The sequence below is a fragment of the Wenzhouxiangella psychrophila genome, from assembly GCF_042310375.1.
In the GTDB taxonomy this organism is placed as follows: Bacteria; Pseudomonadota; Gammaproteobacteria; order Xanthomonadales; family Wenzhouxiangellaceae; genus Wenzhouxiangella.
On the sequence record NZ_JBHJMQ010000003.1, the window covers coordinates 303951 to 317443 of the forward strand.

The window sequence follows — 13493 nt, forward strand, 5'->3', positions numbered from 1 at the left end:
TCGGTGCGAAAATAAGGCAATGAGCAGCGCACGTATCCTGATCGTCGACGACGAGCCCGATATCCGCGAGATGATCGGCGAGATCCTACGCGACGAGGGTCACGAGACCACTTTCGCCGGTAACGCCGCCGAAGCGCGCGAACAGCTTCGCGAGTCCGCTCCCGACCTGATCCTGCTCGACGTGTGGATGCCCGACACCGACGGCATCAGTCTGCTGCGCGAATGGCGCGACGCCGACGTGCTGCGCTGCCCGGTCGTCATGATCTCCGGTCACGGTTCGGTGGAAACGGCCGTGGAGGCCACGCGCCTGGGCGCCTTCGATTTCGTCGAAAAGCCGGTTTCGATGGCGCGGCTGATGCTCACCATCGAAAACGCGCTCGAAGCCGGCCGGCTCAGGCGTGAGAACGAGGGTCTCAAGCGAAGCCAGCCGGCGGTGCTCGAACCCCTGGGCCGCTCGGCGGTGGTGCAGCAGTTGCGCCAGCGTCTCGAGCGCGTCGCACAGCACGATGCGCCGGTGCTGATTGCCGGCGAGGCCGGCGTGGGCAAGCAGGAAGCGGCACGCTGGATCCATGCGCATTCCGGGCGCAGCGAAGGGCCGTTCGTCAGCGCGTCGACGCGCGTCGACGGCGCTTCGTTCAAGGCCCTGTTGATGGGGGAGCACAGCGGCGAGGGGCTGCTTTCCGAAGCGCAGGGCGGTGTCCTGTTCATCGACGACGTCTCTCGCCTGAATCGCAGTGCACAGACGCTCCTGCTGAAAGTGCTCGAGACCCAACGCATCGATCCCGACCAGGCCGACAGCAGCGAGCTGGACCTGCGTGTGATTGCCGGTAGCGGCCAGCCGCTGGAAAAACTCGTGCGCGAGGGCCGCTTCGACGAATCCCTGTTCTATCAGCTCAATGTTCTGCCGCTGGAGATTCCGCCCCTGCGCGAGCGCCAGGAGGACGTGCCCGACCTGATTCGTTTTTACGCGGAGTTCTACCCCGGGCGCGACGGCACGCCCTACCGGCATTTCCCGGTGGCGGTTCAGAACCGGCTGCGCCAGTACCACTGGCCCGGCAACCTGAGAGAATTGCGCAACCTGGTGCAGCGCCTGCTCATTCTCGGCGGCGGCGAAGAGGTGACGGTGGCCGAGGTCGAGGAGGCCATGGCCCAGTCCGATACCGGCGAGACGGTCGGTGATCGGAAGATGCCGGTCCTGTTCAACATGCCCCTGCGCGAGGCGCGCGAGGAATTCGAGCGTCAGTATCTGACCTTCAAGCTTCAGTCGGTCGAAGGCAGCGTCGGCAAGCTGGCTGAAATCGTCGAGATGGAGCGCACCCATCTCTACCGCAAGCTCAAGCAACTGGGCATCGACCCCAAACAGGTCTAATTGCCGCCAAGGGAGCGAGCCATGCAGATCATCATTCTAGGTGCAGGGCAGGTTGGAACCGGCATGGCGCGCAGCCTGTCAGCCGAGAATTTCGACATCACCGTCGTCGACATGGACGCCGAGCGTTTGCGCGAACTGCAGGAGAAGCTCGATATCCGCACCGTGCTCGGCCATGCCTCCCATCCGGAAACGCTGATCCGGGCCGGCATCGAGGATGCCGACCTGCTGATCGCGCTGACCAACTCCGACGAGACCAATATGGTCGCCTGCCAGGTCGCCTACTCGCTGTTCAATACGCCGACCAAGGTGGCACGGGTGCGGGCTGCCGACTACCTGGCGCACCCGGAGCTATTCAATCGTGACAGCACACCCATCGACGTGCTGATCAGCCCGGAAGGCCTGGTGACCGATCACATCCAGCGCCTGATCGAGTATCCGGGCGCCCTGCAGGTGCTCGATTTCGCCGACGGGCGCGCCCAGCTCGTCGGTACCCGTGCCTTCCACGACGGGCCGCTGGTCGGTCACGAACTGCGGGCGCTTCGCGAAAAGCTGCCCAGCGATGTCGATGCCCGGGTGGCCGCGATCTTTCGCAACGACGAACCGATCATCCCGAAGGGCGATACCGTCATCCAGGTCGACGACACCGTTTTCTTCCTGGCCGCGCGCGACGATATTCCGGTGGTGATGCGGGAGCTGCGGCGGATGACCGAACCGGGGCACCGGATCCTGCTCGCCGGCGGCGGGAACATCGGCGCCAGCCTGGCGCGCCGGCTCGAACGCAGCCATCACGTCAAGCTCATCGAGCGCGATCCGGTGCGTGCCGAGCGAATCGCCGAGGATCTCGACACCGCCATCGTATTGGTCGGCGACTGTGCCGACGAGGACCTGCTGCACGAGGAAGGCATCGACGAGACCGACGTCTACTGTGCCCTGACCAATGACGATGAAGCCAATATCCTCTCGTCCATGCTGGCCAAGCGCATGGGCGCTGACAAGGTCATTGCCCTGATCAACCGGCCGGCTTATGTCGACCTGGTCGAGTCCGACCGCATCGATGTGGCCGTCAGCCCCCAGCAAGTCACCATCGGTGCCCTTCTGACCCACATCCGCAAGGGCCACATGGTGCGCGTGCACTCGCTCAGACGCGGCGCGGCGGAGGCGATCGAGGCGGTTGCGCATGGAACGCCGGCACAGTCGAAGGTGGTCGGCAAGCGCATCGAGGAAATCGATCTGCCGCCGGCAACAACCATCGGCGGCATCATCCGCGGGGACGATGTCATCATCGCCCACCATGACGTCGTCATCGAGACTGACGACCACGTCATTCTGTTCGTGGCCGATCAACGCTCCATCAAGCGCGTCGAGCGGCTGTTCGCCGTCGACGCGGTCTTCGTCTAGCCCATCCTCATGCAGTTTCGCGCCTACGCACCGGTCCAGCGCATCGTCGGGGTTCTGCTGATGTTCCTCAGCCTGGGTTTTGTGCCGCCGATGCTGTTTTCCCTGTTCAGCAGTGACGGCACACTCGATGCCTTTGCGGCCAGCATGCTGGTGGTCGCGGTTGCCGGCCTGGCGCTCTACCTGCCCGTGCGGCGTTCACACCGTGATCTGAGGATTCGTGACGGGTTCCTGGTGGTGGTGGCCTGCTGGGCGGCGGTCAGTCTGGCCGGGGCCGTGCCCTTCGTTCTGGCCATCGACGCCAGCCTGGCTGATGCCGTGTTTGAATCCACTTCCGGGATAACGACGACCGGTGCAACCGTCTTCGTCGGCCTCGACGACATGCCCAGATCGATCCTTTGGTATCGCCAGCAGCTGCAGTGGATGGGCGGGTTGGGCATTATCGTTCTGGCCGTCGCCATCCTGCCCATGCTGCGCATCGGCGGCATGCAGGTCTACAAGGCCGAGGTCACCGGGCCGGTCAAGGAGAGTCGGCTGACACCGCGCATTGCCGAGACGGCCAAGGCGCTGTGGCTGATCTACATCGGCCTGACCGTTCTGTGCGCGGCGGCCTACTGGGCGGCGGGCATGTCGCTGTTCGACGCCGTGGGGCACAGTTTCTCGACCATTTCCACGGCCGGCTTCTCCACCCACGACGCTTCGATCGGTCATTTCGACAGTGCGCTGATTGATTGGCTGGTGGTCTTCTTCATTTTCATTGCCAGCCTCAACTTCGGCCTGCATTATCTGGCTCTGCGTCGTGCCACGGCCCAGGTCTATCTGCGCGATCCGGAACTGAAGCTCTTCGTGCTGTTGCTGTTGATTATCTCGGTAGTGGCCACGCTGCTTTTGTGGCAGCAGGATGTGTATGCCGGTTTCTGGAATTCGCTGCGCCACGCGGTCTTTCAGTCTGTCTCCTATATGACCACGACCGGCTTCGCCACTGCCGAGGTCTATACCTGGCCGGGCACGCTGCCGCTGCTGCTGTTGCTGATCAGCGCCCTTGGCGGCTGTGCGGGGGCGACGACCGGCGGTTTCAAGATTATTCGTGTGTATCTGCTGACCAAGCAGGGCATCCGTGAGCTCAAGCGCCTGGTTCACCCGCGCGCGGTCGTGCCGCTCAAGCTCGGCGGCCGAACGCTGAATCAGGAAGTGGCCAATGCCGTATGGGGCTTCGTGTCGCTCTACATTCTCTGCGTGGTGGTGCTGACCCTGATCGTTTCCGGGATCGAGCGGGATCTGGTCACAGCCGTTTCCGTGGTCTTTTCGTCGATGAACAATCTCGGTCCGGCCCTGGGTCAGGCTGGATCCAACTACGGCGGCCTGGCTGATACCACCAAGTGGCTGATGAGCTTCGCCATGCTGCTCGGGAGGCTGGAGATCTTCACCATCCTGGTGCTGCTCACTCCCACCTACTGGAAGCACTGAATCCTCGATGGCCCGTCCCTTCACACTTCACACTTAACCCTTCACACTATCCCCCATGGATCCAGAAGCCATCGAAAAACTGATTAACCAGGGCCGCGATACGTACGAGTCGCGCCTGGCCGCCGGACAGGCGCGACTGAAGAAAGGTGACCTGGCACTGGCCATCGAACACCTGGAAGTGGCCACCGGCCACCAGCCGGAACAGACCACGGCCTGGCAGGAACTGGGCAAGGCGCTCAACGAATCGGGCCGGCACGAGGCGGCAAGGGGCGCCTGGGAAAAAGGTCTGGAGGTCGCCCGCGACAACGGCGACAAGCAGGCCGAGAAGGTCATGACCGTCTTTCTCAAGCGCCTGGAAGTCTGACTCACTCTTCCTTGAGTAAGTCGCCCGGTCGTAGTCTCGCCGCGCCGACCGCCGGTTGCAGGCTGGCCAGCAGCATCAGTGCCAGTAATCCCCCCGCGACCGCCGCACCGATCACCGCCGGCGACACGCTGTCGGTGACGTAACCCTCGTTCGTCAACCAGGCGACGACGATCAGCGCCAGCAGGCCGCCGACCAGCAGCCCGGGCGCGCCCAGCCGCAGCCCCTGCATCAGCACGTACTTGCGGACCGATCTCGGCCCGGCGCCGAGCGCCATCCGGATGGCGGTTTCGCGCCGGCCGGCGTCGACCAGGAAACGCTGCATGGCGAAAAACCCGAAGGCGGTCATCAGCACGATCACCAGGCCGAACAGGCCGGTCACCTTGCCGCGAGCGCGATCCTTCGCGGTCAGTTCCGCGACGATTTCCGACACCGGTTGGACTTCATTGACGTGCAGCAGATCGAGGTGCGTCTCCAGCGCGGCATTGATGACTTCCTCGACCCGCTCGTGATCGGGGTTGCCCCGGATCAGGGCGGCGCTCATGAAGGCGCCGAAACCGGAGCGGCCCGACAGCATCAGGGGACCGGGCGGCTCGTCGGGATGTTCGTAGTTGACGTCGTCGATCACGCCGAGAATGCGGCCGCGCTCGTCGTCGGGATTCGAATCGTCCTGCCAGACCGTCCGTCCCACTACGTCGGTCTCGCCCCAGGCCTTTTCGGCGAAGTGACGGCTGACGATCATGCCGGGCTCGCCGGCGGACTCGAAATCCCGCCCATGCAGCAGGTCGATGCCGAGCAGCTCGATGAAACCCGGCGCCACGTTGATGATGCGTGCACGGATGGTTTCGCCGTTGATGTTGTAGCCCGAGATGGCCGTCATTCGATTCCCCGGAAGCGGTGACCCGAAGCTGACCGCTTCCACGCCTGGCAGCGCGAGCAGGCGTTCGCGCACTGCCTCGCGATACGCCCAGGTCGCTTCCTCGGCGGGCGGCTGGAACTGGCCGGTGGGTGGCTCCCGGAAGGTCACGCTGGCGGCCAGGACGCCCTCCGTCGACAGGCCGGGGTCGCGCTGGTCCATGAGCCACAGGTGCGCCATGAAGCCCGTCGCCGCCGCGGCGACCAGGCCGGCCAGGCCGAGCTGCACCAGGCCGGCGGCGTGTTGGAACGGCCCCGGGCGCGCGCTGAACTGACGGCTGCCCTCGCTGAGAGTACGGCGAGCCAGGGTTACGATCGGGACCAGCGCCACCAGCAGTGTGAGCACGGTGGCCAGCGCAGATGAGTAGCCTATCGCCGGCAGGTTCAGCCAGCTTCCGGTAAAGGCCGCGCCCTCGAGAAAGCGCATCTCGCGAAAACCGGCTGCCAGCCAGATGGAAAGCAGCACGCCGAGCGCACTGCCCAGCAGCACCAGTACTGCGGCCTCGACCAGGAGCTGGCCGGCCAGGCGCCGGCGGGTGGCGCCCACGGTTTGGCGCAGGGCCAGTTCGCGCTGACGAGCGGGTGCGCGGGCGAGCAGGAAGATGCCGACATTGACCGCCGCGACCAGGGCGATCAGCACCGTGGCGATAAGCAGCATCGTCACCTGGCGCTGCGCGCTTCGATGCGCTCGCGGATTCTCGACCAGGCCGGAAATCGCCATCAGCTCTCCGGGCTTGGGGGCCATGGAGCGCTCGGCTGAAGACAGTTGGTCGAGGAAACGGTCGAGTTCGGCCTCGACGGCTGCCGTGCCGATTCCCTCGGACTTGCGACCGAAGATTTTCCACATCGGGATCCGGTCGACCATTTCAGGCGGCACGCTGGTCTGGATCAGGCGAAAGTAGCTTTCATAGGGCGCCCAGAAGTGAAATCTGGAAGCGCCCACACCGTTGAATTCGGGTGCAAGCACACCGACGATCCGCCACTGATCTTCGCCGACCGCCACTTCCCGACCGACAATATCGGTATCGCCGTCGAAATGGTCCTGCCAGAAGCGGTGGCCGAGCACCATTACGCGCGCGCCTCCATCGGCGAAGTCCTCCTCGCGCAGGCCGCGGCCGAGCCGCACGCGCGGTTCGAGCAGCTCGAAATAGCCGGGCATGACGGGTGCGGCCTGGCCGTCGACCGGCCGGCCGTCGATGTCCGTTTCCGGGAGTCTGCTGAAACCGGACTCACCCGTCAGGCCGGTCAAGGTCTGGCTGCTCGAGGCGAAGTCCTTGATCAATCCCGCACCGAGCGTGCCACCGAACCTGTCGTCGGCGCGTGGGCCAAACGTGAGCAGGTCGTCGCCGGCTTCGATGCCGGCCGGGTGGGGGTCATAGAGTTCCGACCACAGACTGGCCATACCGCTGACCAGGGCCATGGCCACGGCCATCATGATTACCGCCAGCGCACTCTGCCACGGCGTCTTCAGATACAGGCGCGCGGCGTGGCGCAGGTCGAGCAACAGGCCACCAATCACGCCGCCGGGCTCCCGTCGGTGTCGATACGGCCGTCCTTCATCCGCACCCGCCGCTGGGCGCGCCCGGCATAGTCGGGGTCGTGGGTGACCATCACCAGGGTCGAGCCGTCGGCGTGCAGTTCGTCGAGCAGCTGCATGATGCGTTCGCCCGAAGCGCTGTCGAGGTTGCCGGTGGGTTCGTCGGCCAGCAGGAGGGACGGTTTTCCGACCAGGGCCCGGGCGATGGCGGCGCGTTGCTGCTGGCCGCCGGAAAGCTGTGCGGGGCGGTGTTCGGCGCGGGCGCTCATGTCGACGCGTGCCAGGGCCTCGTCCACTGCCCGGCGTCGTTCGGCCGCCGCGAGCCCGCCACGGTAGATCAGCGGCAGCTCGACGTTCTCGCGCACCGTCATCTCGGGAATCAGGTTGAAGCTCTGGAAGATGAATCCGATTTCGCGGTTGCGCAGTCTTGCCTGTTCTTCGGCGTCGATGTCGGTCACCGGTACGCCGGCGAGCCGGTACTCACCCTCGCTGGCTTCGTCGAGCAGGCCCAGCACCGACAGTAGCGTGGACTTGCCGCAGCCCGACGGCCCCTCGACGGCCACGTATTCGCCATCGTCGATATCGAGATCGATGCCGTCGAGCGCGTGGGTTTCCAGTTGCTCGGTGGTGAAGATTCGCCTCAGATCGCGCAGCCGGATCAGTGGCCGGTTCGTTTCGCTCATACGCCGTCCTGTTCGTCTTGTTGGTTGAAAGGCTACCGAACGCGGATCGTCTCCTGGTCCTCGTGGTCGCTCATGTCGGCCAGGACGATGCGCTCCCCCGGCGCCAGTCCTTTGATGACTTCCGCGCGCGAGGTCGAAAGTCGCCCGATCTGCACGCGCCGCCGCCGGGCCGTTTCGTCGCCTTCGGCCACGAATACCGTGATGGTCTGGTTCGGTTCGCGCACGCCGGCAGGCCGCGGTACGTGAACCGTCTCCTCGATTCGTTCGAGCTCGATGCGCCCGCTGATGGTCTGTTCGGGCCGCAGCGTGGGGAGCTCTTCGGAGATCAGTTCGACGTCCACGGCGATGGTCCGGTCGGTCGCCGTCGGATCGATTCGGATCACCTCACCTTCGATTCGTTCGCGTCCGAGCTCGAGCGTGACGGGCAGGCCGGGCAGGACGTCGGCCGCCTCGCGTTCGGGGACTTTCAGGCGCGCGATGAGGTGGGACGGATCGACGATGCGTGCGATCAGTTCGCCGGCCGTGAGTCGTTCGCCCTCGGTCACGTTGACTTCCTGGATCACGCCCTCACTGCCGGCGCGTACCTCGAGCTGCTCGACCAGCGACTCCAGGTGGGCGACCTCGTCGCGCTTTCGCGCCAGCCTTGCCTCGGTGGCACGCTCCTGGGCATCGCGGTATTCCGGCGAGCGGTCGAGCCGCGCCTGTTCGGCCTCCAGTCGTTTCTTGAGTTGCTGGACCTGCAGGCGCTGCCGTTCCAGTTCCAGGGACGAATACACCTGTGCTTCGCTGAGTTCTTCCTGGGCCTGCAGCTCGAGCAGGGCGCCAGTGTACTCGGCCTCGGCGCTGGCCAGTTGCGCGACGATGTCGAGATGCCGATTTTCCGCATCGACCTTCTCGACCGCTTCCTCGGCTTCTGAGGCGGCGAGATCCCATCGTGCCTGGGTCAGGTCCTCCTCGAGTTCGGGGCTGCTCATGGCAATCAGGACGTCGGCGTCGGTCACACGGTCTCCGGGCAGGACGTGGACTGCTTCGACGATGCCGTCATTGCGGTTGGTTACGGCGCGAATGTTCGGCGCCACCAGCTGGCCCGAGGCCGAGACTTCGCGGACCAGTTCGCCGCGTTCGACTTCGCCGTACCAAAGCCGCTCCGAGTCGACCGAAGGTGGCCGTTCGAGCATGGCGAAGGCCACGGCGGTAAGCAGGATGACAACCACGACAATGATCAACAGAGGCAGCCGGCGTAACCAACGCCGTCGACTGGATGATGGTCGCTGAATGTCCACGATTCGTCGCCCGTCAGTTTGTGCTCGACTTGATCCGGATGCCAACACCGGCAGGAACGGGAAAACTAACCGCTCGACGCCGCGGGATCAAGGCGCGCTCCAGATTCTGCCGTCGTTCAACCCCGGCGCCGCGGATAGGGTGAAGGCTGCCCGTCGGGCTGCAGGCTGAATCGTTTGTAGCTCCAGAGGTACTGCGCGGGGCTGCGCTGGATTTCCTCTTCCAGCCAGTGGTGCATGATGGCGAGGGCGGTCTTCGGGTCATCGTCGGCGATGCGTTCGTCGGCGGGGTTCAGCCGCAATGCCCAGCCTTGTCCCCTCGGCAGTCGTTCGGCGCTGATGAAGACCACGGCCGCGCCGGTGCGGCGCGCGAGCCGGTTGACCAGGGTCATGGTCAAAGCCGGCCGGCCGAAGAAATCAACGAACACGCCTTCGCCCTGCTTGGGTTGCTGGTCGGCCAGGATGCCGATCATTTCGCCCAGCCGCAGCGCGGCGAGCATTTTCCGCATCGATGGCGAGCCGCTGGGCACCATGCGGCTGCCGAATCGGCTGCGCGTGCTGGTGATCAATTGCTCCAGCTCGGGCTGCTTGGGCGCCTTGTAGAGTGCGGTCAGCGGCCGGTGGATGGACAGCCACAGCGGCAGCACTTCCCAGTTGCCGAAGTGCGCGCCGACGATGATCACGCCGCGCTCGCCGTCGATCAGTTCGCGCGTCGCCTCCCAGCCCTCGACGTTCGGCACGTGCCGCTTCAGCCGTTCCGCCGACCAGTAGGAGATTGCGCCCGACTCCAGTACCAGCCGGAGTGTCTCGACCAGGTGGCGCCGATATAGGGCTTCGCGCTCGCGGTCGTCCAGGTCGGGAAAGCACAACTCCAGGTTCGTGCGAACGATGGCATGTCCACGCCAGGGCATCAGGCGCATGCCCCAGGCCAAGGGCACCGCCAGCGCATGCAGAAGACGCAGGGGCATCCAGGAGAGCAGGCGGAGCAGGGCGATGGCGAGAGGTCGGATCATGCAGCGTCTGGGTCTGGTGCGCGGTGGCGCGACGCGCCAAACGGGCAGTGTATTCTACTGCCGATTATCGAACCATCAGCAAGGAGCCCCATGATCGGATTGCTTCAGCGCGTCACCGAAGCGTCAGTGACGATCGACGGTGAAACACTCGGCCGAATTGGCCCCGGCCTGCTGGTCCTGGCCGGGTTTCGCCAGGGTGATCGGGCCGAGCGGATTCCGCGCTTCGTCGAACGCCTGCTCAACTACCGCGTGTTCGCCGACGACAAGGGCCGGATGAACGTTAGCCTGCGCGATGCCGGTGGCGGCCTGCTGGTCGTGCCCCAGTTCACCCTGGCGGCTGATACGAATTCGGGTAACCGCCCCAGCTTCACCCCGGCGGCGCCCCCCGCGGAGGGCGAGGCGTTGTTCGGAGCGCTTGCCGAACAGGTCAAACGGGACTGGCCCGACAGCGCCTTCGGCCGCTTCGGCGCTGACATGAAGGTGGCGCTGGTCAACGACGGGCCGGTGACGTTCTGGTTGGAAGTCGATTAGAAAAAAGGCTAGCCCTTCAACATCCTCGCCAGCGTATTCCGGCTGATGCCCAAACGGCGGGCGGCTTCGGACTGATTGCCGTCGCAGGCGGCCACGGCGGTCTGCGCCAGGCTGGCCTCGAAACGAGCCTGGAACTGTGCGTGCAGGTCGTTTTCCTCGCTGGCCAGGCGCTGTCGCAGGTCGGCCTCCATCTGGTGTGCCCAGCGGGGTGAACCTGCCTCGCTTCGGGATTGGACATCCCGGTATTCCTCGGGCAGGTCGTCGGTGCCGATGACCTCGCCCGGGGCGAGGGCCGCCATGGACTGGCAGAGGTGGCGGAGCTCACGCACGTTGCCCGGCCAGGGCAGGGAAGCCAGGTGCCGGATCAGGGCCTCGTCGGCACTGCGCTCGGGCAGGTTGAATTCGGCTGCTGCCTCCTGCAGGAAGTGACTCGCCAGCGCGGGAATGTCTTCGCGGCGTTCGCGCAGCGGCGGCACCTTCAGTTCGATCACTTTCAGTCGATGGTAGAGATCGGCGCGAAAGCGCCCCCTTCGCACCAGCTCGGACAGGTCGTGGTGGGTGGCGGTGATCACGCGCAGATCGGAGCGAATCAGGTCATGGCCGCCCAGGCGGTAGTACTCGCCCTCGGCCAGCACACGCAGCAAGCGCGTCTGCAGCTTCAGCGGCATGTCGCCGATCTCGTCGAGAAACAGGGTGCCGCCTTCGGCCTGTTCGAAGCGGCCTGGGCGACGGCCTTCCGCGCCGGTGAAGGCCCCTTTCTCGTGGCCGAACAGTTCGGACTCGAGCAGGTCTTCGGGGATGGCCGCCGTATTGATGGCGACGAATGGCCGATCGGCACGCGGCGAATGGCGGTGCAAGGCACGGGCGACGAGTTCCTTGCCGGTGCCGGTCTCGCCGGTGATCAGTACCGGCACATCGCTGGCCGACAGGCGGCCGATCATGCGTACCAGGTGCTGGAAGGCCGGCGAGGCGCCGATCAATTCGGTATCGCCGGCCGGGGCTTCTTCGCGCCCTGGCGCACGCCTGAGCGCCTTGGCAACCAGCTTGCCGACCTCGTCGAGATCGAAGGGTTTGGCCAGGAATTCGAAGGCGCCGCCTCGGAAGGCGCGCACCGCCGAGTCCAGGTCGGAATAGGCGGTCATGACGATGACCGGCAGGTCGGGGTGGCGCTCGTGCAGGCGCTGCATGATATCGAGCCCGCTTTCGCCGTCGAGGCGCACGTCGGCCATGACCAGCTCGGGCATGTCTTCGTCGAGTGCGGCAGTCAGGCTGGCGCCGTCGGCGAAGCTTCGGGCCTGCATGTTCTGGCTGCCGAAGTATTCCTCCAGCACGTAGCGGATGGCGGGGTCGTCGTCGATGATCCAGATACGCTCAGACATCGTGGTCTTCCAGGTCGGGCGGGTTGGCCGTCGGCTCCAGCGGCAGGCGTATCCGGAAGCGGCTGCCGTGTTCGAGCGGCCGATACTCAACTAGCCCCCCGTGGCTTCGGGCGATCTGCTGGACGATGGCCAGGCCGAAGCCCGAGCCCTGGTCGCGGCCGGAGACCAGCGGCAGGAAAAGCTTGTCGCGCAGCGTGTCAGGAACGCCTGAACCATCGTCGTCGAGGTCGACGCGAACGGCAGGCCCGCCCGGTCGGTCGAGCAGGGGCGAGTTGTGCTCGATGCGGGTGGTCAGTCGAACCAGGCTCGCGCCGGCCTGGGCGCTGTTGCGCAGGAGATTGAGAAACAACTGGTGCATCTGACCCTCGTCGGCGCTCAATTCGGGAATGCTGGGGTCGAAATCGCGTTCGACGCGCAGGCGGCCGTGCTGCTCGGCGGCAACCAGTTCGGCGGCTTCGGCCAGTACGCGGTGGAGATTGATCGGCGAGGCGTGTCGTTCCCCGTTGCCTGCGAAGCGGTCGATCAGGCTCGTGATGCGGTCGGCCTCGCGCTGGATCATGGCCGCATGCCGGCTGCTGGCATCGTCGCTGCCGCGCGCGGCGATCAACTGGGCCGCACCGCGCACGCCGGCGAGCGGATTGCGCAGTTCGTGCGCCAGTCGGCGCGTCATCAGCGACAGCGCCTGCTCGCGGTCGGCCCGCTCGGCCATCTCGCGCTGGCGAACGCGCTCGGTGATCGGGTGCAGTTCGATCAGGATGGCGTTCCCGACCGGATGCAGATACGCGTCGACGACGGTAGTGCCGTCTTCGAGCAGTGCTTCGGGGGCGTGTAGCGAGCGTCCCTGCGCAGAAACCTGTTCCACCCACTCGCCCAGTGCCGGGGAGAGCTGCTGGATGCTGTGCTGCTTCAGGCTGGCGCCCGGCGGTGCCAGCAGGGCGTTGGCCGAGCGGTTGAACCACTCGATCCGCCCGTCGGCGGCGACCCGGACCAGACCGGTAGCCAGTTCATCCGGGTCGAAATTGTGCATTCAGTCGCCGTCGGGGGCCACCGTGGTGAAGGTGACCGGATCGGTGGTGCCCAGGACACGCCCTGAAGGTGTCTCCAGACGGGCGAACAGGCGATGCTCGCCGGGTGAGGGTGCCGGGATGTCGGTCTGCAGCGTCCGCACCGGCGTCAGTTCCCGGCCGTCGAGGACGAGGGTGATCTGCGCGGTGGGCGGCACTTCGATGTCGATGCCCATTACGATGCTGATTTGCTCGCTCCCGGGCGTGATCTCGGTATTGTCGGCCGGCTGCTCGATGCGGAAATTCATGGGCTGCGCTTCGCCCTGACCCTGTGCATTCTCACCCTCGGTTGCGATGCCGGGAAGGGTGTCTTCATCGCCCTCGAGCACGTTGAGTTCGGGCAGTTCCATGGGCTCGGCGTTGTCGTCTGGCTTCTGGTCCGTGTAGGTCACGTTGCCGTTTTCGTCGACGACCCGGTAGACATCCTGGGCATTGACCGAGACGGCCAGTGTTGCCAGCAATGCGGTGAGGAGGATCAGCAGCTTGTTCATGGTGTGCA

12 protein-coding genes are annotated in these 13493 nt (G+C 65.5%); 5 read left to right on the forward strand and 7 right to left on the reverse strand.

Features of this window, described 5'->3' with window-relative positions; translation table 11 throughout:
* Positions 1-19 precede the first annotated feature (19 nt).
* Genes ACDC66_RS06110 through ACDC66_RS06125 form a run of 4 tightly spaced genes read left to right on the forward strand, consistent with a single transcriptional unit; the run spans position 20 to position 4595 of the window.
* Positions 20-1369, forward strand: a complete 1350-nt coding sequence (locus ACDC66_RS06110) for a sigma-54-dependent transcriptional regulator (protein ID WP_376695798.1) — start codon at positions 20-22, stop codon at positions 1367-1369.
* Positions 1370-1390: 21 nt separating this feature from the next.
* Positions 1391-2767, forward strand: coding sequence for a Trk system potassium transporter TrkA (gene trkA, locus ACDC66_RS06115; RefSeq protein ID WP_376695799.1), 1377 nt, complete (start codon positions 1391-1393; stop codon positions 2765-2767).
* 9 nt (positions 2768-2776) lie between these two features.
* Entirely contained in the window at positions 2777-4231 is a 1455-nt protein-coding gene (locus ACDC66_RS06120) for a TrkH family potassium uptake protein (protein ID WP_376695800.1), read from the forward strand.
* A 55-nt stretch (positions 4232-4286) separates the two neighbouring features.
* The gene (locus tag ACDC66_RS06125; RefSeq protein ID WP_376695801.1) at positions 4287-4595 is read left to right on the forward strand and encodes a tetratricopeptide repeat protein; all 309 of its coding nucleotides are present in this window, start codon (positions 4287-4289) and stop codon (positions 4593-4595) included.
* A gap of 1 nt (position 4596) precedes the next feature.
* Here the strand turns inward: ACDC66_RS06125 and ACDC66_RS06130 are convergent, their stop codons facing one another.
* The 4 genes from ACDC66_RS06130 to ACDC66_RS06145 form a co-directional block, all read right to left on the reverse strand.
* On the reverse strand, positions 4597-7026 hold the full coding sequence (locus tag ACDC66_RS06130; RefSeq protein WP_376695802.1) for an FtsX-like permease family protein: 2430 nt from the start codon (positions 7024-7026) through the stop codon (positions 4597-4599).
* Positions 7023-7727, reverse strand: coding sequence for an ABC transporter ATP-binding protein (locus ACDC66_RS06135; protein WP_376695803.1), 705 nt, complete (start codon positions 7725-7727; stop codon positions 7023-7025). Before ACDC66_RS06135 ends, ACDC66_RS06130 begins: the two co-directional genes overlap by 4 nt.
* 32 nt (positions 7728-7759) lie before the next feature.
* On the reverse strand, positions 7760-8953 hold the full coding sequence (locus tag ACDC66_RS06140; RefSeq protein ID WP_376695804.1) for an efflux RND transporter periplasmic adaptor subunit: 1194 nt from the start codon (positions 8951-8953) through the stop codon (positions 7760-7762).
* Between the two features lie 173 nt (positions 8954-9126).
* Positions 9127-10020 (reverse strand): lysophospholipid acyltransferase family protein, encoded by an 894-nt coding sequence (locus ACDC66_RS06145; protein WP_376695805.1) that lies wholly within the window; start codon positions 10018-10020, stop codon positions 9127-9129.
* A gap of 90 nt (positions 10021-10110) precedes the next feature.
* Between ACDC66_RS06145 and dtd the strand changes: the two genes are divergently transcribed.
* On the forward strand, positions 10111-10551 hold the full coding sequence (gene dtd, locus ACDC66_RS06150) for a D-aminoacyl-tRNA deacylase (RefSeq protein WP_376695806.1): 441 nt from the start codon (positions 10111-10113) through the stop codon (positions 10549-10551).
* 8 nt (positions 10552-10559) lie between these two features.
* On the opposite strand, the gene ntrC is transcribed toward dtd, so the two are convergent.
* Genes ntrC through ACDC66_RS06165 form a run of 3 tightly spaced genes read right to left on the reverse strand, consistent with a single transcriptional unit; the run spans position 10560 to position 13485 of the window.
* Positions 10560-11930 (reverse strand): nitrogen regulation protein NR(I), encoded by a 1371-nt coding sequence (gene ntrC / locus ACDC66_RS06155; RefSeq protein WP_376695807.1) that lies wholly within the window; start codon positions 11928-11930, stop codon positions 10560-10562.
* Positions 11923-12957: a two-component system sensor histidine kinase NtrB gene (locus tag ACDC66_RS06160; protein WP_376695808.1), complete on the reverse strand. Its 1035-nt coding sequence runs from the start codon at positions 12955-12957 to the stop codon at positions 11923-11925. Before ACDC66_RS06160 ends, ntrC begins: the two co-directional genes overlap by 8 nt.
* Positions 12958-13485 (reverse strand): DUF4124 domain-containing protein, encoded by a 528-nt coding sequence (locus ACDC66_RS06165; RefSeq protein ID WP_376695809.1) that lies wholly within the window; start codon positions 13483-13485, stop codon positions 12958-12960.
* Positions 13486-13493: the final 8 nt, after the last annotated feature.